The organism is Schaalia odontolytica, assembly GCF_005696695.1.
Classification (GTDB): Bacteria; Actinomycetota; Actinomycetes; order Actinomycetales; family Actinomycetaceae; genus Pauljensenia; species Pauljensenia odontolytica_C.
The window spans coordinates 723,418-748,411 of record NZ_CP040006.1 but is presented as its reverse complement, the minus strand read 5'-3'; the positions used below and the strand labels follow the sequence as shown (position 1 = coordinate 748,411).

23 protein-coding genes are annotated in these 24,994 nt (G+C 67.4%); 12 read left to right on the top strand and 11 right to left on the bottom strand.

Features of this window, described 5'->3' with window-relative positions:
* Positions 1 to 20: 20 nt before the first annotated feature.
* Both FBF35_RS03230 and FBF35_RS03225 read left to right on the top strand, forming a co-directional pair.
* Positions 21 to 473 (top strand): hypothetical protein, encoded by a 453-nt coding sequence (locus FBF35_RS03230; RefSeq protein ID WP_060567174.1) that lies wholly within the window; start codon positions 21 to 23, stop codon positions 471 to 473.
* A gap of 106 nt (positions 474 to 579) precedes the next feature.
* Positions 580 to 984 carry a hypothetical protein gene (locus FBF35_RS03225; protein WP_060566607.1) on the top strand — a complete coding sequence of 135 codons (405 nt, stop codon included), beginning with the start codon at positions 580 to 582 and terminating at the stop codon, positions 982 to 984.
* Between the two features lie 38 nt (positions 985 to 1,022).
* Here the strand turns inward: FBF35_RS03225 and FBF35_RS03220 are convergent, their stop codons facing one another.
* Positions 1,023 to 1,751, bottom strand: coding sequence for a glutamine amidotransferase-related protein (locus FBF35_RS03220; RefSeq protein WP_060567172.1), 729 nt, complete (start codon positions 1,749 to 1,751; stop codon positions 1,023 to 1,025).
* Between the two features lie 101 nt (positions 1,752 to 1,852).
* On the opposite strand from FBF35_RS03220, the gene FBF35_RS03215 reads away from it, so the two are divergent.
* Together FBF35_RS03215 and FBF35_RS03210 are read left to right on the top strand one after the other, a co-directional pair.
* Complete coding sequence (locus FBF35_RS03215; RefSeq protein ID WP_060566605.1) at positions 1,853 to 3,058, top strand: exonuclease SbcCD subunit D; 1,206 nt, start codon at positions 1,853 to 1,855, stop codon at positions 3,056 to 3,058.
* Positions 3,055 to 6,129, top strand: a complete 3,075-nt coding sequence (locus FBF35_RS03210; protein WP_060566603.1) for an AAA family ATPase — start codon at positions 3,055 to 3,057, stop codon at positions 6,127 to 6,129. Before FBF35_RS03215 ends, FBF35_RS03210 begins: the two co-directional genes overlap by 4 nt.
* Positions 6,130 to 6,132: 3 nt before the next feature.
* Here the strand turns inward: FBF35_RS03210 and FBF35_RS03205 are convergent, their stop codons facing one another.
* The 3 genes from FBF35_RS03205 to FBF35_RS03195 are packed head-to-tail and all read right to left on the bottom strand — an operon-like array spanning position 6,133 to position 8,374.
* A complete protein-coding gene (locus tag FBF35_RS03205; protein ID WP_060566602.1) occupies positions 6,133 to 6,603 on the bottom strand; it encodes a DUF6912 family protein in 471 nt (156 codons plus the stop codon).
* Between the two features lie 2 nt (positions 6,604 to 6,605).
* Complete coding sequence (locus FBF35_RS03200; protein WP_060566600.1) at positions 6,606 to 7,793, bottom strand: CpaE family protein; 1,188 nt, start codon at positions 7,791 to 7,793, stop codon at positions 6,606 to 6,608.
* Positions 7,790 to 8,374, bottom strand: coding sequence for an SAF domain-containing protein (locus tag FBF35_RS03195; RefSeq protein ID WP_060567170.1), 585 nt, complete (start codon positions 8,372 to 8,374; stop codon positions 7,790 to 7,792). The genes FBF35_RS03200 and FBF35_RS03195 overlap by 4 nt, the downstream gene beginning before the upstream one ends.
* Positions 8,375 to 8,570: 196 nt before the next feature.
* Between FBF35_RS03195 and FBF35_RS03190 the strand changes: the two genes are divergently transcribed.
* Entirely contained in the window at positions 8,571 to 8,783 is a 213-nt protein-coding gene (locus tag FBF35_RS03190; protein ID WP_003793271.1) for a helix-turn-helix domain-containing protein, read from the top strand.
* Here FBF35_RS03190 and FBF35_RS03185 read toward each other — a convergent pair.
* Entirely contained in the window at positions 8,780 to 9,343 is a 564-nt protein-coding gene (locus FBF35_RS03185) for a hypothetical protein (RefSeq protein ID WP_060566598.1), read from the bottom strand. The two genes, FBF35_RS03190 and FBF35_RS03185, sit on opposite strands and share 4 nt — an antisense overlap.
* A 130-nt stretch (positions 9,344 to 9,473) precedes the next feature.
* On the opposite strand from FBF35_RS03185, the gene FBF35_RS03180 reads away from it, so the two are divergent.
* Together FBF35_RS03180 and FBF35_RS10575 are read left to right on the top strand one after the other, a co-directional pair.
* The gene (locus FBF35_RS03180) at positions 9,474 to 10,196 is read left to right on the top strand and encodes a LysM peptidoglycan-binding domain-containing protein (RefSeq protein ID WP_060566597.1); all 723 of its coding nucleotides are present in this window, start codon (positions 9,474 to 9,476) and stop codon (positions 10,194 to 10,196) included.
* Positions 10,193 to 10,684 carry an Rv3235 family protein gene (locus FBF35_RS10575; protein WP_241772555.1) on the top strand — a complete coding sequence of 164 codons (492 nt, stop codon included), beginning with the start codon at positions 10,193 to 10,195 and terminating at the stop codon, positions 10,682 to 10,684. The genes FBF35_RS03180 and FBF35_RS10575 overlap by 4 nt, the downstream gene beginning before the upstream one ends.
* 82 nt (positions 10,685 to 10,766) lie before the next feature.
* Here the strand turns inward: FBF35_RS10575 and secA are convergent, their stop codons facing one another.
* From secA to mtrA, 6 genes are all read right to left on the bottom strand, one after another.
* On the bottom strand, positions 10,767 to 13,613 hold the full coding sequence (gene secA, locus FBF35_RS03170; protein WP_060566596.1) for a preprotein translocase subunit SecA: 2,847 nt from the start codon (positions 13,611 to 13,613) through the stop codon (positions 10,767 to 10,769).
* A gap of 182 nt (positions 13,614 to 13,795) precedes the next feature.
* Positions 13,796 to 14,440: a ribosome hibernation-promoting factor, HPF/YfiA family gene (gene hpf / locus FBF35_RS03165; protein WP_003793282.1), complete on the bottom strand. Its 645-nt coding sequence runs from the start codon at positions 14,438 to 14,440 to the stop codon at positions 13,796 to 13,798.
* 174 nt (positions 14,441 to 14,614) lie between these two features.
* Positions 14,615 to 15,178, bottom strand: a complete 564-nt coding sequence (locus FBF35_RS03160; RefSeq protein ID WP_241772554.1) for a competence protein ComF — start codon at positions 15,176 to 15,178, stop codon at positions 14,615 to 14,617.
* Between the two features lie 188 nt (positions 15,179 to 15,366).
* Positions 15,367 to 17,013: an LpqB family beta-propeller domain-containing protein gene (locus FBF35_RS03155; protein ID WP_060566594.1), complete on the bottom strand. Its 1,647-nt coding sequence runs from the start codon at positions 17,011 to 17,013 to the stop codon at positions 15,367 to 15,369.
* Complete coding sequence (mtrB, locus tag FBF35_RS03150) at positions 17,010 to 18,629, bottom strand: MtrAB system histidine kinase MtrB (RefSeq protein ID WP_060566592.1); 1,620 nt, start codon at positions 18,627 to 18,629, stop codon at positions 17,010 to 17,012. Before mtrB ends, FBF35_RS03155 begins: the two co-directional genes overlap by 4 nt.
* Positions 18,610 to 19,293 carry an MtrAB system response regulator MtrA gene (gene mtrA / locus FBF35_RS03145; protein ID WP_060566591.1) on the bottom strand — a complete coding sequence of 228 codons (684 nt, stop codon included), beginning with the start codon at positions 19,291 to 19,293 and terminating at the stop codon, positions 18,610 to 18,612. Before mtrA ends, mtrB begins: the two co-directional genes overlap by 20 nt.
* Positions 19,294 to 19,435: 142 nt before the next feature.
* On the opposite strand from mtrA, the gene FBF35_RS03140 reads away from it, so the two are divergent.
* The 5 genes from FBF35_RS03140 to FBF35_RS03120 are packed head-to-tail and all read left to right on the top strand — an operon-like array spanning position 19,436 to position 24,991.
* Positions 19,436 to 20,731, top strand: a complete 1,296-nt coding sequence (locus tag FBF35_RS03140; RefSeq protein WP_060566590.1) for a glycerophosphoryl diester phosphodiesterase membrane domain-containing protein — start codon at positions 19,436 to 19,438, stop codon at positions 20,729 to 20,731.
* Positions 20,728 to 21,360, top strand: a complete 633-nt coding sequence (locus FBF35_RS03135) for a DUF4129 domain-containing protein (protein WP_060566589.1) — start codon at positions 20,728 to 20,730, stop codon at positions 21,358 to 21,360. Before FBF35_RS03140 ends, FBF35_RS03135 begins: the two co-directional genes overlap by 4 nt.
* Positions 21,357 to 22,508 (top strand): DUF4350 domain-containing protein, encoded by a 1,152-nt coding sequence (locus tag FBF35_RS03130; protein WP_060566588.1) that lies wholly within the window; start codon positions 21,357 to 21,359, stop codon positions 22,506 to 22,508. The genes FBF35_RS03135 and FBF35_RS03130 overlap by 4 nt, the downstream gene beginning before the upstream one ends.
* Positions 22,501 to 23,652, top strand: coding sequence for an AAA family ATPase (locus FBF35_RS03125; protein ID WP_060566587.1), 1,152 nt, complete (start codon positions 22,501 to 22,503; stop codon positions 23,650 to 23,652). The genes FBF35_RS03130 and FBF35_RS03125 overlap by 8 nt, the downstream gene beginning before the upstream one ends.
* 7 nt (positions 23,653 to 23,659) lie before the next feature.
* Positions 23,660 to 24,991: a DUF58 domain-containing protein gene (locus tag FBF35_RS03120; RefSeq protein WP_060566585.1), complete on the top strand. Its 1,332-nt coding sequence runs from the start codon at positions 23,660 to 23,662 to the stop codon at positions 24,989 to 24,991.
* Positions 24,992 to 24,994: the final 3 nt, after the last annotated feature.

Below are 24,994 nucleotides of genomic sequence, written 5' to 3'. Positions count from 1 at the left end.
TTCACAAGGTCGTGATCGCTATGTCCACCATCGAGCAGAACCTTATCGGCAAAACCGCAGGGCTTTCGCGGGTCGACAAGGTCCTCCGCTACTTCTTCTTCACGCTGTTGATCGGTACGGTCGTCTATTCGATTGGCGGCACCTTCTTCGGGAAGGACAACCGCCTACCTGACTACGGGCTCGCCGACGCAGCGTTGCTCCTCGCTTCCCTGGCCCCTGGCTATTCGCGTCCGATTCCGGGCGCGCACCGGGCATTTCGGGCCTGCGAGTGGGTGGTGATGGCTTGTTCCCTCGTATCTACCGCCGCTGTCATCGTCGGTGATGTCACGGACCACGGCGTCCGCCCCGATCCCTACAACATGCCGCGGAACGTTGCCATGGGCGCTGCGCTTGTCGCCTTCTGCTTCTATACGATTCTCCTCGTCTCCAAGGAGCGGGCGCGCCGCCGCGGGCTTCTTCCCCCCGCCCGCTAGACACGCAGACAGGCACCCACGGCAAGAGTCCGCGGTGAAGGTGCCCCTCGCCCACTAGCTGGCGAGGGGCGCCTGCCTCGCGCCGCGTCCCGCTAGAGTGGTGGGCATGTCGAATCCCGAAAACTCCTCCCCGGAGCGTCCCGAAATCGAGCAAATAATCCGCGTTCTTTTCATTGTTGCTCTCGTCGCCATCGTGTTTCTCATGGTGTACTCAATGACCGAACTTGGCCGTTTGAGGACCTCTTCCTTCACATTGGCTATCTGCGCAACCTTCTTTGGCAGGCAGCTGCCGGGATCTGCGCGCCGGATCTTCTGGACAACTCCGGCTTATTTCATCGTCGAGCGTATCGGCCTCGTCTGTGCGGGCCTGTGCGTCGTTACCGCGATGGTGAGCGCATTCGTGCCCCTCACAGACGACCTGACGGCCTACCGCTACTCGATGCTGACGACCTGTGTCCTAGCCCTCGTCACCGTGGTGATCTTCTCCTACCTGCGCCGCAAGGCCCGCTAACCGCGCCGCGCCACGCGGCCCCGCCCGTCGGGCGAGGGTCAGCGCTGGAATCGGCGCACGAAGTTCTGGAGGACGAGGCGCGAGGGATCCGTGTCCACGGTCGCAACCTGGGCGCGGATCGCCTCGGCTTTCTCCACCGGGTAGTAGCGGCCCGCGTACTGGTCGATGCGCACGTTGACGCCCTCGAGGTCCATCTCGGGGTGGAACTGGGTCGCCCACGCCGCCTCGCCCACACGCACCATCTGGATCGGAGTGTCGTCACCGGCCAGGAGGACCTGCATGCCCGGGGCCAGCTCGCGCACGGCCTCGTGGTGGCCAACGTAGGAGTGGAAGCGGTCAGGCGTGCCCTCCAGGAGCGGGTCCTCGCGCCCCGCGTCGGTCTTCGTCAGCGCGATACCGCTGATTTCCTCACCGTGATGGGTGTCAATGACGCCGCCCAGGTGCAGGGTGAGGGTACCCAGCCCGTAGCACAGGCCCAGGATCGGGAAGGATTCGCCCAGCGCCCGGTCGTAGAAGGAGCGCAGCCATGCCTCGGCGCGCACCTGGCGTTCTTCCTTCAGGTGGTCGTCGGCGTTCGCGTCCCACGGGGACCCGCACACGAAAGCACCCGAGTACTCGGAGAGGTCAAGGTCGGGCAGCTCCCTCTCCATGCGCACCTGGCGGACCTGGTCGGGGGTCAGTCCCGAGAAGCGAGGCAGGTCGGCGGTCTCTGCGGCCAGGACGGGGCCGTCGTCGCGCGAGGTCAGCATGAGGAAGGGCTTGGTCATGCCCACCATGCTATCGACTACCTGCGCGCATGCAGAAGGTGTCCGCCTTCCAAGCGTGTGTGACGGACGCAGATGTGGGCGGCCTCTGCCACACTGGAGACATGTTGATTCTGCACACCTCCGACTGGCACCTGGGGCGCACGCTGCACGGCGCGTCCCTGGGCGACAGCGCGGATGCGTTCATCGAGTGGTTGGTGGCCCTGGTGCGTGAGCGCGGCGTGGATGCCGTGCTCATCTCGGGCGACGTGTTCGACCGCGCGGTTCCGCCCGTGGATGCGCTCGCGCGGATGCGCCGCGCCCTGCGCGAACTGACGGAGATCACGACAGTCATCCTGACGTCGGGAAACCACGATGGGGCCGCGCGCCTGGGGCTGTTCGCCGACATGCTCACCCCCTCGCTGCACGTGGTGACGGACCCGGAGGCGATCGGCACGCCCGTCGAGGCCGGGGGCGCCCTCGTGTACCCGATGCCCTACCTCGAGCCCGACCTCGTGCGCCAGAGCCTGTCGGACCTGCCTGTGCGGGGCGAGGACGACCTGCCCGCTCCTTTGCCCCGCTCCCACCAGGCGGTCCTGGCGGCTGCCCTGCGCCGGGTGCGCGCGGACATTTCGGCTCGGCGCGACGCGGGCGACGAGCGCCCGGCCATCGCGATGCCGCACGCCTTCGTGACGGGGGCACAGACCTCGGACTCCGAGCGCGACATCCAGGTGGGCGGCGTCCCCTCCGTATCGGCGGACCTGTTCGACACCCTCGGGGGTGAGGAGCCCCTGGCCCACGGCCTGGACTACGTGGCAGCCGGGCACCTGCACCGCCCGCAGGACATCTCGGGCGCATCCGTCCCGATCCGCTACGCAGGCTCCCCCATCGCGTATTCCTTCTCCGAGGCCGGGGCCACCAAGTCGATCACCCTCGTGACCACGGACGCCACCTCGGTGACCGACATCGAGGTGGTGCCCATCCCGACGCTGCGGGGCATCGCGGTGCTCGAGGGAACCATGGATGAGCTGCTCACGGATCCCGACGAGGCCACCACGGCCTCGTACGTGTCGATCACAGTCACAGACGACGCGCGCCCCGAGCGCATGGTGCCGCGCATCCGAGAGGTCTACCCGCACGCCCTGGTCGTCGTGCACCGTCCCTCCCAGGCACCCTCGCTGGCTCCCGCGATGACCGTGCGCGCGTCCCGCGATCCACGCGAGGTCACGGAGGAGTTTTACGAGGCCGTGGGCGGGCGGGCGCTAAGCGCTCAGGAGCGCGAGCTGGCCCTGGACGTGTGGGCGCAGCTTCGAGGAAAGGACATGCAGTGAAGATTCGGTGGCTACGTATTGTGGGCATCGGCCCCTTCGCGGGCGAGCACACGGTTGACTTTTCCTCCTTCGAGGACTCGGGGCTGTTCCTGCTGGACGGACCGACGGGCGCGGGAAAGTCCACGCTCATCGACGCGATCACCTTCGCCCTGTACGGGGACGTGGCGCGCACGAAGGATGCGTCGAAGGACCGCCTGCGGTCCAACCACATCACGGATTCGGATCCGTCGGAGGCGGACCTGGTGTTCGAGGTGGCGACCGGCATCTACCGGGTGACGCGCACCCCCGCATACACCCCGGCGGGCAAGAAGTCTCAGCGCAATTCGAAGTCGACGCTGACGCGGGTCGTGGAGGATCCGGATGCTCCGGACGGGTGGCGTACGGTGGAGCCGATCGCGTCGGGTCCGCGCGACGTGGGCTCCGAGATTCCGGCAATCGTGGGCCTGGATAAGGACCAGTTCCTGCAGACGATCGTGCTCCCGCAGGGCAAGTTCTCCCAGTTCCTCAACGCCACGTCGGATGCTCGCGAGCAGATCCTGCGCGACATTTTCGACACGCAGATCTACGTGGACTTCACGAAGGCTCTCGTCGATGCGGCCGCCTCGTCAAAGCGCGGCATCGAAGAGCGGCGCGTGGCTGCCATCAGCGCTTTCGAGCGCGTTCGGGCGCTGAATGACGCCCTGAGCGATGACGTGCACACGGCTGCACCCGGCGCGCGGGAGCGCTCAGCCGAGGTCGAGGAGGCCGATCAGCTGGATGCGGGCGCGGAGGATTCCAGCGCCGTGACGCGCTGGGCCGAGGACGCATGCGAGCGCGCACGCGAGGCACACGCGCAGACCCTGCGCGTTGCCGAGGCGGCCACGGCAACCGCTCGGGAGGCTTCCCGTGCCCTGTCCGAGGGGCGCGCCCTGGCTGACGCTCAGGCGGAGCACGCGCGCGTGAGCGCGACACTCGCTGAGTTGACTGCATCGGAGGAAGTAATCGCATCCAACCGTGAGCGCGCGGATCAGGCCCGCCGGGCGCTGGCCGTGGCTCCCCTCGACGCGGCCAAGGCCTCGGCGCGCGCTCGTCTGGAGGCTGCGGGAGACCAGGTCGCAGCCCTGTCTCCCGCCCTCGGAGACGAGGATTCCATCGATTCCGCGTCCTTGACACCCGAGGCGGTGACTGCTCTCGGCGAGCGGGCGCAGGATCTGCGCGACGAGGCGACGCGCACGCGCGGTTCTCTCGAGGAGGCCCTGGCCGTCGAACGCTCGCTGCCCGAAGCGCACACCCAGATCGACTCACTGCGCTCCCAGCATGAGCAGGCATTGGCGCGCATCGCGTCGATCGAGGCAGAGCGCGAGGCGTTGCCCCTGCGCATCGAGCAGGTCACCGAGGCCCTGCGCCTCATGCGAGCGGATGCCGACACGCTGCCCGAGGCCGCGTCCGCTCTGCGCACCATCAACGAACGCCTGGATGCCTCCATGCAGGCGGACCTGCTGCGCTCGGCTCTCCTCGGAGCATCGGATGAGCTGCGCGAGGCCACTGTCGCCGCGAAGCTTGCGAATGCCGCAGCAGCGGACGGCCACGACCTGTGGATCGCGCAGAGCGCATCGGCCCTCGCACGCGAACTCGAAGAGGACACGCCGTGTCCCGTGTGCGGCTCCACCGCTCACCCCAATCCGGCACCGGCCGCAGACGGGGAGATCACGCGCGAGCAGGTCGCGGAGCTCGACCAGGCGCGAGACCGTGCGGAGGCCGCGCTGCGGGATGCGCAGGCCCGCCACCAGGATCTCGTGCGTCGTATCGCCCAGCTCAACGAGGTGGCCGGCGCCCCCACTCCGACTCTCGAGACCGAGCGGGATCGAGCCGCCGAGCTCGTTGCGAAGCTCGAGGCTCTCAGCCCGCAGATCACAGAGATCGAGGCGGCCCTCGCGCAGGAGCGCGCCCGCCTCGACGGCCTCACGGACTCCCTCGCGAGCGCCCGAGAGACCGCCGCTTCCCTCGCGTCCACCCTCCAGGAGCGTGAATCCGCTCTGGCCGCGGCTGAGGCCCGCGTGGAGGCTGAGCGCGCCGACTTCGCCTCCCTCGATGAGCGCGCGGCTCACCTGGATGAGCGCGCACGCCGGGCGGCAGCTTTGGCCGGGGCCTGCGCCGATTGGGACAATGCCCGCGCCGCGCTCGCGCAGGCACAGCGTTCCCTTGCGGATGCGCTTGAGGAACAGGGCCTCGAGGCGGACTCCTGGCGCACGCTCCTGCTTCCTCTCCCCCAGGTCGAGGCTCTCGAGGCGCGCGTGGCCGCTCACGAGAAGGCACTTTTCGCGGCACACGAAGCGCTTGCTTCGGAGCGCCTGACCCGCGCGGCGTCGGCACCCGCACCGGACCTTGAGGCCCTCACCGAAGCCTCCCGCAAGGCCGAGGAGGACGCCGCTATGGCGGCCCGAGCCTCGGGTATTCTCGAGCAGCACTGCGCGCAGCTGGACGCCGCCCGCGCCTCCCTCGAGCAGGCGTTGGAGGCGCTCGGCCGCGCCCGGGAGCAGGCCGGTCCCATCCGCCGCCTGGCTGACATTGCCGCCGCGTCCGGCCCTGAGAACCTGGCCTCTACTCCCCTATCGGCCTGGGTGCTCATCGCGCGCCTGGAAGAGGTGTTGGCGGCCGCGAACCCACGCCTGGCGGCAATCTCGTCGGGACGCTACGAACTCGTGTCTGTCCCCGACGACGGCACCGCCTCGCGCAAGTCCGGCCTGGGCCTCGCGATCGTCGATCACGACACGGACGCGCTGCGCAGCCCGCGCACGCTGTCGGGCGGGGAAACGTTCTACACGTCCCTCGCGCTGGCGCTCGGCCTCGCGGACGTCGTCTCTGCCGAGGCCGGTGGCGTCGAGCTGCGCACGATGTTCATCGATGAGGGCTTCGGATCGCTCGACTCGCACACGCTGAGCCTGGTGATGGCGCAGCTCCAGGCGCTGCGCTGCGCGGGACGCACGGTCGGCGTCATCTCGCACGTCGAGGAGATGGCGACCCAGATCGCGGATCAGATCCAGGTGCGGCCTCTGCCGGAGGGCGGATCGACCCTCAGCGTGCGCGCGTAGGCATTAGCCCTGGTGCAGGGCCAGGACGTCGGGGCGCTCAGAGCGGTCGAACCACGCCAGGGAGGACTCCCACAGGGCGGCCACGGCCTCGTCGGCGTCCTCCTGTGTGTCGGCGCTCAGGACGGCCTGCACTGCGGGTGAGGCGTCGGGCAGGTCCGCGAGGATGGCGGCGACGTCCGACCAGGTGTATTCAAAGGCCGGGGCCGCGAAGATGCGGGGTTCGATCTGCTCGCCGGGGGTCAGCGTCGTCGAGGTGGGGGTGTCGACGGCCAGGACGACGCGAGCGAAGGCCGCGCCCTCCGTCTCGCGCGCCAGTTCGAGGGAGGACAGCGCCGCCTCGGTGATGGCGTCGTCCTCGAGGACCTCGATGTCCTCGCCACTCATGCCGGCCTCGGGCACGCACAGGACGCCGCTGCGCACGGGCGGCAGCGGGACGGACAGGTCGGACAGGATGGCGGGAACGTAGACGCGCATGGTCACAGTGTAGGCACCCACCGCTCGACAATCGCCTGCAACGCGTCGGAGGCGTCGCAACGCGCACCGTTTTCTCCCAGAGCCTTGCCTCGCAGGGAAGCCCGCCCAACGCCCTCATCCTCGGGAACGACGTAGAAAATACAGTCGGGCATGAAGGCGCCGATCGCCGCCTGCAGGGAGGGCACCGGGTGCGGGCCGATCGCTGCGGTACTCACGCGGTTGACGATCACCTCGACCGGAATGTCGCGCTCTTGCTCCTCCCACCACCGCGCCAGGAACGAGAGCCGGTTGATGCCGACGATGTCACCGCGTGCGACGATGACGAGCCGATCGGCGCGCTCGAGCACCCCGAGCGCGGCATCGTCACGGTTGGCCCCGCGCGAGGCCTTTTCCAGCGAGGTCGACGCAATGTCAACGACCGAGTAACGGGCGCTCAGTCGCAGTGCCCCGACGATGGATTCGATGCCAGGTTTGCTCACTTCGCGCCAGCGGTGCGGAGTCACGAGGCCCGTGATGATGTGCAGGTTCTCGGAGCGCATGACGGCTGCCCTGAGCGTGTCCGCGGGCGTGATGGGGCCGCGCGAGGCCGTCCGCGCGAGGGTTGACAGACCCGACGCATGGACGGGAAGGCCCAGCAGGTGCGCGATCGTCGGGTTGGCGGTGTCCGCATCGACGAGGAGGGTGGGCCCGTGGGCGGACAGCGCGGTCGCGATGCCGACGGCGAGGGTCGTACGCCCGGGCGCGCCGGATGTCCCCCAGACGGCCAGCACGCTGCCCGGAGCGGAGGGCGGAGGGGGTGGAGGTGGCGCGGACGAGGCCGGGGCAGGGGTCGAGCGGCGGGTGCGCGTCGCCGCGATGAGAGAGTTGACGACCTGGTCGGGGCTGCCGGGCGCGGCGACCGAGGCGACCCCCAGGGCGATGAGGCGGGAGCGCTCGTGATGCGCAGCGAGGGCGACGACGACCATCCCGCAAGCGCGCAGCGATTCAACGGTCTCGATCGTCAGGTCGGGGTCGGATCCGTCGATGACCGCGAGGTCGGCGAGGCCGGCGCGGGCCGCGGCGACGACCTCGGCCAGGTCAGCGCAGCGCCGGACGATGGCGAGGACATCCGATCGGCTCTGAATCGCCTGGATGAGGGGTGCCTCGTAGCGTTGATCGGCGAGAACGACGACCCCGTGGACGGAGCTCACGGCGCCCCCACGGGGACGGCGGCCAGCTCGTCGGTCGAGGACTGCGCGGCGAGGAGAACCGGCATGGACTGGGCGTTCGCGAGGATCTCGATCCGCTGGCCACGGTGCGACTGGGACGAGGCCTCGATTCGGCGTACGAAGGTGAAGGTCCCCTCGATCTCGCGCGCCTGATTACCAGCCTGTCCCTGCGTGCGCGCGGGGATCGTCCACAGCCGGATCCGCGTTCCATCAGCGACCCCGTCGGGCAGCCCAGCGCTGACCGTGACAGCCACGCGCAGCATGTCCGTCTGCGCTGTTCCGCTTTCCCCCTGCGACAGATCCGTGCGCATGACGATCTGGCCGGGGGTAATCTGCCGAGTCGCGACGGACCCCATGGGAGCCTCCGACGTGGGAACGTAGACGTCTGAGTCGACGCTGAGGACAACCTCGCGGACATTGTCCGCGGTGAGGGTTTCCCCCGGGGCGATGGTCGTCGTCGCGGCGTAGACGCGGCTTCCTCCCCGCAGGAGGCCGCTGAGAACACTGAATGCGATCACGGACGCGATGATAAGGACCAGGCCGATAACGAATCGACGGTCCATCTTGCCGGGGGCGCGCGTCGGGATCGACACTGAAGCTGAGACGCGTTTCACTCTTCTATGATGCACGCTCAACCGTAAAAGCGGTAGGTTGCCGACTATTCATCAGAACCAACCGATCCGATCGGTGAAATGACGCGTAAAAAATTGCCGACTCAAACCAATCAAACGAAGCAACCCCAACTGATAGCATGTTGCCATGGCAACACGATTCCTCACTCTCGCTGACGTCGCCGAGACCCTGAATCTCACGATGTCAGCCACCCGCGCCCTCGTTTCCTCCGGCGAGCTTCCTGCCATTCAGGTGGGCGGTAAGCACGTCTGGCGGATCGAAGAGTCCGTCCTGGAGCAGTTCATCCAGGATCAATACGCTGCGACGCGCGAGCGTCAGAAGGCGGAAAACGCTCACTAGTCGGCCGACCATCGCTGGCCGAGCACGCGGAGTCGACGAAGCCCCGCAAGCGCCAGCGACACGGTCATGCCACCTACTTCATCCCGGCCGTCATAGGTGAAGGCCTCTCCATCCAGGGCGACATCGACATGGTCCGCATAGACCGCGTCGATGATCCCCCGATGGTCACCCCCGTCGGATTCGATGACGACTCCGACACCGCGTGCACCTAGTTCACGCAGAACATGGCCGACACCGACGCCTCCTCGCACGGAGGACTCGCGCGCAACGCTGCGCCCGAGGGGCCATGCCGCGACGATTGCAGAGAGCATGATCAGGCTGTCGTCGCGACTTCCGCGCAGGAGCACCCACGAGCGGGTCGAATCGAGCACCGATCCGGTGATCGTCGAGCCGCCTCGCAGCGCCAGCGTGATATCACCGTCCGCACCAGCCAGGCGGGCAGACAGGGTAACCGAGGCGCGCTCGGCATCGGTGAGCTCATCGATGAGCGCATCGAGATCACGACCACGCTCATCATCGAAACGCGCTTCCAGCTCGGCAATGAACGCTGACATATCCATGCCCCCTACGATGCCACATTCATGCGCGACACATCACATTTAGATAACATGAACTAACATCTATTGACACGGTTCAGTATCAAGCGGATAGTTAACGCATCGAATCCGTCCACTCAATGAAGAGTTCACCATGACTGATGATTCACTGACCGTCGCCGGCCAATCTCACCTCACCGACGCCTTCCTCTGGCTCGTTGGTGCCCCGCTGTGCCTCCTCGATGCTCTCTATCTCTCCCACCTCGCTCCCCCACTGAGCGCGGAGCGTCCCGAGACGCTCGTCGTCTGGGTTCTCGGCATTGCTGCCCTCATGCTCCTGGCATGGAGCCTCCTGTGCTCAGCGTGCGCTCACCTCGCGCTCCTGCGCGTTGCTCCGCCCGCGGCACGCGCAGCCGCACGATTCTTCGTCTCCCGTTGCGGAACCCGTCTCTCACGGTCGCTTTTGACGCGTGCAGGAGCCAGCGCATTGATCGGCTCTGCACTCGTCACCGGAGCGCCCGCCACGGCCTCCCTGGCGGCTCCGCAGGAACAGACCTCCCCCGTCGTCTCTGTGACGTGGGCGGATACCCCCAGTACCCCTTCTCCCAACCAGGAGGCGACTCAAACGGCGCCGTCCGCGCTACCCGTGCCCACGGAGGATGCACCGGCGCCAGACGCGCCCGCTGGCCCCACCTCAATCACGGTCGCGCCGGGCGATTCACTCTGGTCGATCGCCGCCTCCCTGCGCTCCGATGGGGACGACGCGCGTATCGACGCCACCTGGCGAGCAATCCACGCGGCCAACGCCGAATCGGTTCGCGACCCCGCTCTCATCTACCCCGGACAGACACTCGCCATACCCCAGGACCTGCCATGAGCACCCAAATCGCACCCAGGCCTCGTACCTCCGAGGCCCCCAGACGACGGACCAGCACGAGGCCCACCCCCACCCGTCCGACCCAGCCCGCCCCGTTCCGGTGGAGTCAGGATCCTGAGTTGGCCTACAGGGCAGCCCCATCGCCGACACCAACCCACTACGTGTCCCTCCCGAAAGAGAGTCTCCCAGACCCCGGGCCGTGGGCGGCGAACCTCGCACGCGCCATCGTCGAGGTCGTCACGGGCGTTCGCCAGGCGCCCCAGCTACGCCGTTGGATGTTACCCGATCTCTACGGAGCCCTCGTGTGCGTCCACATGTCCCCGTGCGCGCGGGGAACGAGGCCCGTCCACGTACGCACGTGCCCCGTCGACGAGCGCACGACAGAGGCCGCCGTCATCGTCTCCACGGTCTCGCGTACCTTCGCCCTTGCTCTGCGCCTCGAGGAGTACCACGGGCGCTGGATCACGACGGCCCTCGAACTCGCCTGACGGACCGGCCGCGCGGCTCGACGGATACATAAACGGGCGAGGGGGCTCCCGCAGGAACCCCCTCACCCGTGACGTGTACCGATCAGCGGCGGCGACGCTTCTTAGCGGCAGCGCGACGCTCCGCGCGGTTACCGCTCGACGAGGACGCGGCCGACTCGGTGCCCTCAGCGGAGCTGTAGCTCACGCGGCTGGGCGCCTTCGCGCGGCCCACGTTACCCATCACCGAACGGGCGTGAGCAACGGCCTCGCGCGCGGCCGCGGAGGCCGCAGACTCAGCGGCGGCAACGTCCTCGACGCTGGGCTCGGAGGAGGACGACGAGGCCTCCTCCTGCGCGGGAGCAACGGTGGCGGCGGCGATCGAACCGCCGGCCTCCTCCTCGGCGGCGGCCAGGGCGCGCTCGAACTGCTTCGCGTAGGAGAACACCTGCTGGACGGACTCCTCGCGGATGCGCTCGACCATCGCCTGGAACATCTGGGCACCCTCGTCCTTGTACTCGACGAGCGGGTCGCGCTGACCCATCGCGCGCAGGCCGATGCCTTCCTTCAGGTAGTCCATCTCGTAGAGGTGCTCACGCCACAGGCGGTCCACCACGGAGATGACGACGCGACGCTCGAGGGTACGAATGGGCTCATCGCCCAGCTGCGCCTGCGCCAGCGGGTTGGCGTTCAGGCGGTCCTCGGTGTCCGCGTAGACGGCGTGGATGTCGCCGACCAGCTCGGTCACCAGATCGTCGCGCACGAGGGACGCAGCACCACCGTGCTCCTCCTCGACCTCTTCGATCGTGACCGACGGCGGGTAGTAGGCGCGCAGGTGCTCCCACAGGGTGGGCAGATCCCACTCGTCCACGGGCTTGTCGGCGATCGCCTCATCGACCAGGCCGGTCACGAGGGACTCCATGAACGCACGCATCTGCGGGCCCATGTCCTCGCCCTCGAGCACCTTGCGGCGTTCGGCGTAGATCGTCTCGCGCTGACCCGTCATAACGTCGTCGTACTTCAGGACGTTCTTACGGATCTCGAAGTTACGGGCCTCCACCTGGTGCTGGGCCGACGCGATCGAACGCGACACCATGCGGTTTTCCAGCGGCATGTCCTCCGGGTAGGCGCCCGAAGCCATGATGCGCTGGGCCATGCCCGAGTTGAACAGGCGCATCAGGTCGTCTTCCATCGACAGGTAGAAGCGAGACTCACCCGGGTCACCCTGACGACCGCTTCGTCCGCGCAGCTGGTTGTCGATACGGCGCGACTCGTGGCGCTCCGAACCGAGCACGTACAGGCCGCCCAGCTCGCGCACCTCCTCGCGCTCGGCCTCAACGGCCTCTTCCGCGGCCTCGAGAGCCTTGGGCCACGCCTCGCGGTACTCCTCCGGGTTCTCCTTCGGGTCGAGGCCCTCGGCAGCCAGGTTCGCCTGGGCGAGGAACTCCGAGTTACCACCCAGCATGATGTCGGTACCACGGCCGGCCATGTTCGTGGCCACCGTGACCGCGCCCTTGCGGCCGGCCATCGCGACGATGGCGGCTTCGCGGGCGTGCTGCTTGGCGTTGAGCACCTGGTGCGGAATGTGCTTCTTCTTGAGCATCTGGGAGAGCAGCTCGGACTTTTCGACCGAGGCGGTACCGATGAGGACCGGCTGGCCGGCCTCGTGGCGCTCCACGACGTCCTCGATGATCGCGTTCAGCTTGCCCTTCTCCGTCGGGTAGACGAGGTCGGGCTGGTCCTTGCGGATCATAGGCTTGTTCGTGGGGATCGGAATGACGTCGATCTTGTAGGTCGACGCGAACTCCGCAGCCTCGGTCTCGGCAGTACCGGTCATGCCGGAACGCGAGCCCTCGGGGTACAGACGGAAGTAGTTCTGCAGCGTGATCGTGGCGAGCGTCTGGTTCTCGGCCTTGATCTCCACGCCTTCCTTGGCCTCGATCGCCTGGTGCATGCCGTCGTTGTAGCGGCGGCCCGGCAGGACACGGCCCGTGTGCTCGTCAACGATGAGGACCTCGCCGCCGTCCACGATGTAGTCGCGGTCCTTAAAGAACAGCTCCTTGGCGCGGATCGCGTTGTTGAGGAAGCCGATCAGCGGGGTGTTCGCGGCCTCGTAGAGGTTCTCGACGCCCAGCTGGTCCTCGACCTTGTCGATGCCCGGCTCCAGGATGCCGACGGTCTTCTTCTTCTCGTCGACCTCGTAGTCCTCGTCGCGCTTGAGCAGGCGCGCGATGCGGGCGAACTCCACGTACCAGCGGTTCAGGTCGCCGTCAGCGGGACCCGAAATGATGAGGGGGGTACGCGCCTCATCGATAAGGATCGAGTCAACCTCGTCGACGATGACGAAGGCGTGGCCGCGCTGGACCATATCCTCGGGCACCTGCGCCATGTTGTCGCGCAGGTAGTCGAAGCCGAACTCGTTGTTCGTACCGTAGGTGATGTCGCAGGCGTACATCTCGCGGCGCTCGGCAGGCGTCTGCCCCACGAGGATACAACCGCAGGTCAGGCCCAGGAAGCTGTAGACGCGGCTCATGATGTCCGACTGGTACTTCGCCAGGTAGTCGTTGACCGTCACGACGTGCACGCCCTTGCCGGTCAGCGCGCGCAGGTACGACGGCATCGTGGCGACCAGGGTCTTACCTTCACCGGTCTTCATTTCGGCGATCTTGCCCTGGTGCAGGGCAATGCCACCCATGACCTGCACGTGGAAGGGACGCATGCGCAGGATTCGCCACGAGGCCTCACGGACCGTCGCAAACGCCTCGACCAGGATGTCGTCCAGGGTCTCGCCATCCTCGAGGCGATCCTTGAACTCCTGGGTCTTAGCCTGCAGCTCCTCGTCCGTCAGAGCCTCAAAATCCTCCTGCAAGGCATCAACCTGCGACGCAAGCCGATCCAGCTTGCGCAGCATACGCCCTTCGCCAGCGCGAAGGATCTTGTCAATAATCGACACGAATAGCTCCTGACGTTAATCGCCCGCCCCCTTGTAGAGCGGACAGTCAAATCCACCCATTAGTTTACGAACTAACTGCCCAAAGTGGAAACGCCCGCGCGAACTATGGACGTATTTAACGCTCACAGCGCACACGGGAGCGCCCCGGGCATGGTGCCCGGGGCGCCGCGGTCCTTCAACCGTCAGATTGTCGTGTTCAAGCGAAGCACGCCGTACGTCCACCCGTGGCGGTGGTAGACGACGCACGGCTGGTTCGTGTCCTTGTCGACGAAGAGGAAGAAGGGGTGGCCAACCATCATCATCTGATCCAGGGCCTCATCCACGCTCATCGGCGGGGCCTCGTGCACCTTCTGACGGACGATGATCGGGGTATCACCCCACTGCTCCTCGCGAGCCTCTCCGACCTTCAGGTCCTCAGCGCTGCGCAGCGGCTTGGGAGCCTCGGGTTCGAATGTGGCCGTCTCTTCGACGACGGGAGCTTCGAGGATTTCGGCTTCGGCCAGGTCGCGCGGGTACCGACGACGGTGGTCCTTCACGCGATCACGCAGGCGGCGCAGGCGCTCGTAGAGCTTGCCGGCGGCGATGTCGACGGCCGCGTAGCGATCAGCGGACTGAGCCTCAGCGCGGATGATCGGGCCCTTACCGTAAACGGTCAGCTCGATGCGCTCGGCAGTGTCGGCCTGGCGGGGGTTACGTTCGTGAGTCAGCTCCACATCGACGCGCTGAGCGCGGGGGTAGAACTGAGTGATCTTCGAAACCTTCTCCTCCACGTATTCCCGGAAATTCGGGTGAATCTCGGCATTACGTGCGACGACGGTGATGTCCATGTGTTTCCTCCATGGTGTGCGGCGGGCATCGTTGCCCGCAGGTGGGGATTGTTCGGTGCTCACTGCCCGAACCGTGGTCTGAGCTATCACCTCCCGCACTGACGTGAGGAGCGTCCCTGCTGCTCACGCTATCGAAAGTCTGTACTCACATCATACCCCAGCCGGTGACCTGCGTCATGAGATAAGCCCGGGTCGGCACAGAGTCACAACCGCATCGAGCCCACCCAACACACGCTCCATTTCCCGAACCGTCGCGCCCGTCGTCACCACGTCATCCACCGCAACAACACACACGCCAGGCCCCGGGACCGCGAGCGCACGCATCGCCCCCATGCGCCCCACCGTACGCTGTGCCCCGGCCTTACCCGACTGGGAGGTCGCGCCCACGCGCAACCGCACAGCATCCACCACCCGGACGCGCACACCCGGAGTCGCACTCGCCGCCAACGCTCGGGCAACTGCGCGCGCCAGCGGCAGCGCCACCTGCTTGCCCCGCAGGCGCCTCTTCCACGACGAGGGCGCGGGCACCACCCACACCTCCACCGCTCCCCCGGTGGACGAAGCCCTCCCCTCCAACGGACCCGCAGCGGCGGCGGGCGACCCAGCCACGCCCAGCACCCCGGCCAGTGCGGTGCCGAGGCGGGCCCCGGCCTCGTCGAGAAAATCGGTGACGTCCGTACGTGCGGAGTGCTTGGCGGCAAGGACGATGCGGCGCAGCGGCCCGTCGTAGTCCCCCATGGCCACCAGGGGAAGGGGGCCTCGCACACCCTCAAGGGAGGCCACGTGTGCGGGGCTGCCAGCCAGGGAGCGGCATGACGGACACAGGACCTCGTCCCAGGCGCGACACCCGGCGCATTGCACGGGAAGGAGCGCGCCGACCAGCCCCCGCATCAGGCCCCGGACTCCGCTCCCGCCCACCACGGTTCTTACCCCGCGTATCGGGCGGATGTGAGGGACTCGGGGGCGTTTTGCCACAGGGCGCCCGAGCGGATAAGCACCTGCGACTTGCCGGCGGCATCGGTGCCCGAGATGACAACCGCGGAGGAGGACCCACCGGCGCTCATCGATGTCACGCGAATCGGGAGGGACACGTTCGAGGGCAGACCGCCGAGGGGCAGCGTGACCAGCTGGTCGTCCTCGCCGGTCGCGCGCACAACGAGCATGATGCCCGTCGATGTCGTCCATGACGCGTCAACAACTGAGCCGTGTTCAAGCGGGATTTGTTCGAGGGCACGGATCGCCAGCGGGCGCCCGGAGGCCCCGCGTTCGACGACCCCCACCCACGCGCTCGCGTCGCTTCCGCGCAGGACGAGCGCGCGCGTGCCGTCGGGGGAAATGCGCACCGCGTGGATCTCCCCGGCGCTCTCGGACTCCACGCTCACACTGAACGCACCATCGACTCCCCCACCGACGCTCACCGACGAGGCCGTGGCGGGGCCCCACACCCATCCGAAGCGGTCCACCGACGGGCCGAGAGGCGCGTGTCCGGGCAGGAATGCGACCGACGTTCCGCCGCGCTGCGCGTACACGCCGTCGGTGCCGCTCCAGGCAACCAGCGAGGGATCCACGGGCGAGACTGTTGGGTTGGAGGCATCGGTGGTGCCGGTCAGGCTCGTCAGCCCCGACGATGACACGATCCCCACCCCGTCGGGTCCCGCCCCCACGAGAGTGTCAAGAGAGTAGGTCGGGGGCACCGGGATCCTCTGCGTATCCAGCACGTCACCGGACAAAGAGACGCTCACCTGCGACACGTCCGCCACCTGGGTGAGGGTGCGGGTGAGCTCCCACGCGAGGTTCGCACGCGCCCCCTCGGTCGCGGGAACCACCGCGTTCAGTTCCACGCGCGCCACCCCGTCGACGACGTCAAGTCCCTGGGAGGGCACGGTCGTGCCCGGCGGGATTGCGTTCGCCGTGACCGGCTCGAGAGATTGACGCGGTCCTTCGACGAGGCCCGCGAGCAGGTGGGAGGCCAGGCGTCGCGACGGGTACCAGCGAGGATCGGCGACCAGGTCCCCGCCCTCTGTCGTTGGGAAGTAGAGATTGGCGAGGGAGAACGAGGCCGTGAAAGACGCCCGGCTCATGAGGACCATGTTCTCGGGGCTGTTGATGCGCCACTGTCCGTCTTCGCGCACGAGGCTGAAGGTGCGCGTCACGGTCGAGGCGGCCACGCGGGTCAGCACGCCCGACGCGTCGATGCTGGCCACGCCGAGCACGGAGACCGTCACGTCCACCTCGGAGCCGTTCTCGGATCCGGCGGTGACCGCGGGGGCCGTGTCCGTGTCGTAGATGAGGATTTCCGTCTCCGGCTGCCACGAACGCGCCGACGTTGCGCTCAGGAACAGGCGCGCGGTCGCGTAGTCGTCCTGGGGGCCGGCGGCGCACGCCAGCAGGAAGTCGCTCACCAGGGTCGCGGCGTCCGCCCCGTCGGAGGGGCCCTCCGCGGAAAACTGGATGCCGCTGCCGTCCCGAGCGGACACGTCGAAGGGCGCGGGTGCCGAGGAGGTGGGCAGGGAGGTACATCCCGCGAGGGCCAGGCATGCGGCCACGGCGAGTGGCATCAGGCGGCGTCTCATTCGTCCTCCCACAGGGCCAGGGGGCGGCTGACGATCTCTTCGCCGGCGCGTTTGGGCAGCGTCATGAGGAAGGACGCACCGCGACCGGGTTCTCCGTACGCCTGCAGGCGTCCTCCGTGGATAGCGACGTCCTCGGTTGCGATCGCGAGGCCGAGGCCGGTACCGCCAGTCGTGCGGGCGCGGGCGGTGTCGGCGCGGTAGAAGCGGTCAAAGACGTGGTCGGCGACCTCCTGGGTCATGCCCACCCCGCGGTCGCGCACGCGGCATGCGACATCGGTCTCGGTCGCGGCGAGCGTGATCGTTACGGGCGTGCCGTCGGCATGCTCGATCGCGTTGACGACGAGGTTACGGATGACGCGTTCGATGCGGCGCTCGTCAACCTCGGCGGCGACGCGGGTGGGGGCAACGATCTCGACCGGGACCCCCTGGCGCTCGGCGAGATCAGCGCATGCCTCGACGACGCGAGTGACGATGGGACGCAGGTCGCGGTCTTCCGCGTCCAGCAGGGCGCTCGCCGCATCGTAGCGAGAGATCTCGAGCAGGTCCGCAGGCATCTGCTCCATGCGTTCGGTCTGGTCGTGCAGGAGCTCGGCGGATCGGCGCGCGTGGGCCGGCAGTTCGTCCCGGTTGTCCCACACGATGTCCTCCGCCATGCGGATCGTCGTCAGCGGGGTGCGTAGCTCATGCGAGACGTCGGAAACGAAGCGCTGCTGGAGCTTGGCGAGCTCGTCGTAGCGCGAGATCGTGTCCTGGAGCGAGGAGGTCATCGCATTGAAGGCGTGCCCGAGGTCGGCCATCTCGTCGTCCCCATGCACGTCCACGCGCACGTCGAGGTCTCCCTTCGACGCCTTCGTCGCAGCTTGGGCGGTCACTCGCACGGGCAGCAGGAGGCGATGCAGCAGCGCGAACACACCGATCGGCAGGGCCACGATGATGGGAAGCGCGGAAAGAACGAGGACCCGCAGAACCACGTCGACCTGCGCCTGATCTGCGGACAGCGAGTAGAGAATGTAGAGCTCGTGCGTGCCTGCGCGAGGCAGCTGCACCTGAGTGCCGACGAGAATTCCGGGGACCACCTTGTCTGAGTCGCTCGAGCGGATACCAACCGACTGCCACTGCGCGCCCCCACCCGAGACCGCGGTGCGCATCTGCGGGGTGATGAGCGCGCGCATCTGCTCATCCTCGATCTGGTTGATGCGCAGCGACGCCGTGGCTCCCTCCGAGCGCAGCAGCGCCACGTTCGTCGCACCCGCGCCGGCCGCCGAGGCCTTGAGCGATGCCAGCGCACCGCGCGCGGACTCCTGAACCTGCGCGGGAGACGAGGCCGTGGACGAGGAGAACACGGATTGCGCGGATGAAAAGCGCAGGGACGCGTCAGCCAGGATTGCATCCTTACGCGTCTCGAACATGGAGGTGCGCAGCTGGGAGGCGATAATCACCCCAAATACGAGGAGAATAACGAGCGCGGCGACCGTGATCGCCAGGGCGATGCGGGCGGACAGGGAATGCCGAATCCGACTGGCGAGGTGAGAGGAAGCGAGAAGGGACCACGGCCTCGACGATGCGACGGCACGCAGCAGATCCTTGAGCGCGTCCCTACGCCCCTGCGCCGGCACGGTACCCAACCCCGCGGACAGTTACGACCAGCTCGGGACGCTCCGGATCGTGTTCAATCTTGGAGCGAAGGCGCTGCACGTGAACATTGACGAGCCTGGTGTCGGCGGCATGACGGTAGCCCCACACCTGCTCGAGGAGCTCCTCGCGTGAGAACACCTTCCACGGCGAGCGCGCCAGGGTCACCAGCAAATCGAATTCCAGAGGGGTCAGCGCGATGACGCGCCCCTCACGCTTGACGATGTGGCCGGCAACGTCGATCGACAGGTCCTGGAGGGACAGGCCCTCATCGGCCTGCGAGTCCTCACGGCCCCGCAGCCGCGCGCGCACGCGCGCCACGAGTTCCTTGGGCTTGAAGGGCTTGGGAACATAATCGTCGGCACCGGCCTCGAGACCCGTCACGACATCAGAGGTATCGGAACGGGCGGTCAACATAACGATCGGAGCATCCGAGACACGACGGATCGCGCGGCACACGTCAAAGCCGTCCATGCCGGGCAGCATGACATCCAGGAGGACCAAGTCCGGATTGTGCTCTTGAAATTGAGCCAACGCAGCGGATCCGTCGGCACAGAAGACGACCTCATAGCCCTCGTTCTGGAGGACAATGCCGATCATCTCAGCCAGGGCGACGTCGTCGTCGACGACGAGGATGCGCGAACTCATATCACGATAGTGTCACGAAATCGTCACGAACGCAGGAGACTCGCGCAGCCATCCCTCAATTTCTCCCCGAGATAAGGTTTCGCGCAAGTTGCGCATATGGCAGGATGGACGCTGTAGAAGCACCATCAACACGGAGGCATCAATGAGCTCCCCCTGGACCTCTCCCGATCCGTCCGCCCCCTACCAGGGATGGACGCCGCAGCCCCAGACCGGCGAACCGACGCCCCAGCAGGGCTATGGGGCACAACCCGCCTACGGCGCTCAGCAGGGTTACGCGGCCCCCCAGGGATACGGAGCCCAGCAGGGTTACGCGGCCCCCCAGGCCGCCCAGGGATACGGAGCCCAGCAGGGTTACCCGGGTTACACGGCCCCCCAGGCCGCCCAGGGATACGGAGCCCAGCCCTCCTACGGCGCACAGCCGGGCTACAACGCCCAGCCCGGGGCATCCGGCTACTCCACCACCAACCGGTGGGGATGGCAGGCCAAGCCCGGCATCATCCCGCTGCGCCCCCTGACGATCGGCGACCTGTTCAGCGGCGCCTTCGAGGCGATCCGCTCGAATCCGAAGGTTCTCTTCGGCTTCACCGTCGTCATCATGCTGTTGGTGTCGCTCATCGCCAGTGTGTCGATCCTGCTCTCGGGCCTCGGATACGAGTCCGTCACCGGTGCTGCGAACGACCCCCAGGCACTCCAGCGATCGACGACGGATGAGGCCAACGCTCTCCTCCTGCGAATGATTTCGAGCATGGTGCAATGGATCGTCACGTTCGCGGGGACGAGCATCCTCACGGGCCTGCTGGCCTCGACCGTCTCCCAGATGACGGTCGGTAGGAAACTGACGTTGAGCGAGGCGTGGGCGATGACGCGCAAGCGACTCGGGTCACTCATCGGCTCCTTTGCGTTGACCGCTCTCATCACGGCGACTCCGATTGTCCTCTGGATCGTCGCTGTCTTCGTGTCGATCGCCGTAGTGGACGGTAACCGTGATATGTGGTGGCTCGCTCTTCTCACCTTCGCTGCAATTATCCCCATCTTTATCCTGTTGTATTTCTTCCAGGTCAAGCTGCTGTTCGCCCCGATGTGCGCGGTGCTGGAAGAGATCGGTCCCGTTGCTTCGCTGAAGCGTTCCTGGTCGCTCGTCAAGGGTGAATTCTGGCCGACTCTCGGCCGCTTCCTACTCATGAACCTCGTCATCGGATTCATCGGCGGATTCATCGGATTCATCATCGGCCTCATCGGCGGCCTGTTCACGCTCGCGGTGACGAACGACCCCTCAAGCCCGATCGGCTTGGCGATCTCCATGTTCTTCGTCATGCTCGGCTCCGGGCTCCTGCTGCCCTTCTCTGCAGCGTTCGAGACGCTCATGTACACGGATCTGCGCATCCGCAAGGAGAACTTCGCCGCGGTCCTGGCACAGGCAGGCGCTCAGCAGCAGTGATCGGCCTGTTCTCCTGCGATGCTCCGCTGACCCCCGATGAGGGGGAGGCGCACGAGTGGATCGTTGAGGAACTCTCTCACAGCGAGTACGCGAATGTTCCCAACCCCATCGCGCGCTGGATCGCGTCGCTCATTGACTCGTTCTGGGATGCCCTGTCCTGGAAGGGGCAGGGCACTCCCCCGGTCTCCCTGATCTTTATGATCGTGGGAATCATCGCGGTCGCCGCAATCATCATTGCGCTTATCCTCAACCCGATCCGCCTCGCCAAGCGCGTCTCTCCCACCGTGTTCGAGGAGGAGGCCAGCGAAACGGAGGCCCAGGCCTCGTTCGACGAGGCCGTGGCAGCCCAGGACTGGGACCTGGCCTACGTGTGGGCGTACCGTCTCATGGTTTTGGGCCTCGATGCTCAAGATGTCGTGACGTCCACGCCCGGCTTGACGGCGCGCGAGGCGGCGCACGCTGCGACGCGAGTCGCACCCATGTTCGGCCCCCAGCTCGATCAGTTTGCACAGGCCTTTGACCAGGTGCGCTACGGCCGCTCCGGCGTTTCATCCGATCAGGTCGATGCGTTGCGCCGCTTCACCCCGGACCTCCTGCGCGCGTGCCGCGATGCGGAGGTGGCATCGTGAAAGCCACACAGGTCGCCGTCGTCACTCCGACGGCCCGCGAGCGCTTCGCCGCGGCACGCCCGATGATCATCATCGTCGTATTCTCGCTGCTGTTAGTGATCGCGGCGTCCATCCTGCCCGCGGCCGGGTACAACAACGCCCCCGTCGGTATTCGGAATAAGGAGGGCGATGGGGCGCGTGCCCTCGCCCAGGTGCTGGGCGACCACGGTATCTCCGTGCGTGACGTGAACGCGCAGCAGGCCGCGTCGGTCGACGAGAATACAACTCTCGTCGTTATTTTCCCGTCGCGTATGACCGAGGAGATGGCGAAGGCTATCGAGACGCGCACGAACGTCGTCTACGTGGGCCTCGAGGAGGATCAAGGATCATACTCCGTCTACCTTCAGGGCTTACGTTCCAGTCGCAAATACAGCAGCAAGACGTGGCTCACCCCCGGCTGCACGTCCGTTATTGCGGGCCGTACCCAGCATCTGCAGGCCTCGGACTACGTACTGTCCGGCACAGTCGACGGATGGAATCTGTGCTTCTCCGACGACGGCAGGAACTACGCGTACGCCGAGCGCTCCGACTCTGGCCGATTCCGCGCTCTGATCCCCGACTCCCTGCGCCTGCGCAACCGCGCGATCTCCGAGGGAGGAAATGCCGCGCTGGCAATCAACGCGATCGGCCGAACCCCGAAGGTCGCATGGTATTCGCCGACGCGCACCGATACTCCGACGGGCACGTCGACGCAGGAGCTGCTCACTTCCCCGTACCTCATGCCCGCGTTCCTCATGGTCATCGCCGCCTGCCTGCTGGCGGGCCTCGCGCGTGGGCGCAGGCTCGGCCCCCTCACCTCCGAACGCCTCCCCATCGAGGTCCCGGCCTCCGAGACGCTTATCGGCAAGGCCCGCCTCATGCGTTCCCAGCGCGCCTACGAGCATGCCGCGCAGGCACTGCGCAGCTCCACGGCCTCGCGCATCGCGACCGCCCTGGGCGTTGCGCACACCGCCGACCGGGAGGCCCTCACTCACGCGATGGAACAGCGAGGCCTGCCCGCCTCGCGCTGCTCCGCCCTCCTGTGGGGTCCGCCCCCAACCTCCGAAAAGGCGCTCATCCGCCTCGCCAATGACCTCGACGCTCTCGAAAAGGAGATTCGCCATGACTAGCCCGATCCCCGGCCCCGCGCCCGAGGGCATGCCCCAGCCCGGCCCCATCCCCGCAGCGCCGCCGAACGGCTACGCTCCGCAGGGCGCGCCGGCCCCCTACGCACCCCAGGTGCAGGTCGCCCCGCAGGACGCCCGCGCCTCGTTCTCTGCGCCCACCGGCGAGGGCTGGTCGGGCCGCGCGCTCAATGAGACCGAGAAGCGTACCCAGGAGGCGCTCCTTGCCCTGAAGGCAGAGATCGGCAAGGCGGTCGTCGGCCAGGACGCCGCGATCAGCGGGCTCATCGTCGCCCTCGTCGCGGGCGGTCACGCGCTCCTCGAAGGCGTGCCCGGCGTCGCGAAGACGCTGCTCGTGCGTACCCTGTCGCGCGCCCTCGACGTGGACATGGCGCGTATCCAGTTCACCCCCGACCTCATGCCCGCCGATATCACGGGCTCGATGGTGTGGGACGCCGGTCAGTCCGAGTTCGTCTTCCGTGAGGGCCCCGTCTTCACGAACCTGCTGCTCGCGGACGAGATCAACCGTACGCCTCCGAAGACCCAGTCGGCCCTCCTCGAGTCGATGGAAGAGCACACCGTCTCGATCGACGGCGAGACCCGTCAGCTCCCCGAGCCGTTCATGGTGATCGCGACGCAGAACCCGGTTGAGTACGAGGGCACCTACCCGCTGCCCGAGGCCCAGCTGGACCGTTTCCTGCTCAAGCTCGAGCTGCCGCTGCCGTCGCGTGAGGCCGAGATCGACATCATCGCGCGTCACCAGGCGGGCTTCAGCCCGATGGCGCTGGCCGAGGCCGGCATCCGCCCGGTCGCCAGCGCAGCCGATATTCAGGCTGCCCACGCGGTGGCATCCCGCATCGAGGTCTCACCGGCCGTCATGGCCTACCTCGTTGATCTGTGCCGCGCGACGCGCACCTCCCCCGCCGTGCGTCTGGGCGTGTCTCCCCGAGGCGCGACCGCGCTGCTGCGCACCTCGCGCGTGTGGGCGTTCCTCCAGGGCCGCGGCTTCGTCACCCCCGACGACGTCAAGACGATGGCTCCCGTGACGCTTGCACACCGCCTGGGTCTGCGCGCCGAAGCCAACCTCGAGGGCGTTACCGCCACGGACGTCGTCGCCGGTGTCCTCGCGGCTACCCCCGTGCCCCGCTGAGGCCCCCGTGGCGATTTCGGCGCGTAGCGCGCTCCTCGTACTGGTCGGGCTCATCCCCCTCGCCTTCGCCCCGTCCCGCGCTCTGGCGTGGGCGTGGTGTGGCCTCGTCGTGGCCGTGTGCCTCCTCGACGCCTTCGCCGCGCCCTCCCCGCGCACCCTGCGTCTCAGCCGTGACGTAACCGGGCCGATTCGTGCCGACCAGACCACCGAGTCCCGCCTGCGGCTGACGAACACGACGAAGCGTCACGTGAACCTGGATGTGCGCGACGCGTGGCCTCCTTCGCTCAACCCGTCGCCGGTGCGCCAGCGAGTGCGACTGCGCCCAGGCACCTCCGAGCGTGTCTCCACAGTGCTTGCCCCGACCCGGCGCGGCACCCGCGAGGCCGACGTCGTCACCATTCGCTCGTGGGGTCCCCTGCACCTGGGAGCGCGCCAGGTGAGCCTGTCCGCTCCCCTGTCCCTGTCGGTGCTCCCCGAGTTCAAGGCGCGCGTCCTGCTGCCCTCGCGCCTGGCCCGCCTCCACGAGCTCGAAGGAACCACACCGACGACGCTGCGCGGCGCGGGAACCGAGTTCGATTCCCTGCGCTCCTACGTCGTGGGCGACGATCCGCGCGACATCGACTGGCGCGCGTCCGCCCGTTCGACGGAACTGATGGTGCGCCAGTGGAGGCCCGAACGCGACCGCCACGTCGTGATCGTCGTGGACTGCGGGCGCGCCTCTTCGGCCCTGCTCGGAGCCCCCGAGCACGAAGAGGTCGACTCGATCGCGCTGGGACGCGCCCCGCGCCTCGACTCCTCTATCGAAACCGCCCTGCTTCTCGCTGCCCTGGCCGACCGTGCGGGCGACAAGGTGCACCTCATCGTCCTCGACTCGGCTGTCCGCGCACGCGTGTCCGGCGTGCGAGGAGCCAAGGTCATCGAGACCCTGGCCCACACGTTTACGGATATTTCGCCCCGCCTGGACGTCACCGACTGGTCGGAGATGGTCAGCACGGTCGAGCAGACCGTTCATCATTCCGCGTTCGTCGTTATCGCTACGAAGATTCCGCCGGCCGGCATGGAAACCGAGTTCACCGACGCGCTAGCGCGTCTCAGCGACCGCCACACGGTGCTGGTTGCATCGGCGACCGATCCGGATGAAATCCGGGCGCGGGCAGGACGCGAGGACGCCGAGCAGGTGTTCCTTGCTGCCTCCGCCTCCCTCGCCGAACGGTCCGACGAGGCGGGAGCCACCGACGCTCGTCTGGCCGGCGCTCTGACCGTGCGTGCCTCGGCGGGTCTGCTTCCCGCCCGGACCGCGGACCGCTACATCGAGCTCAAGAAGAGCGGCCGACTCTGAGCC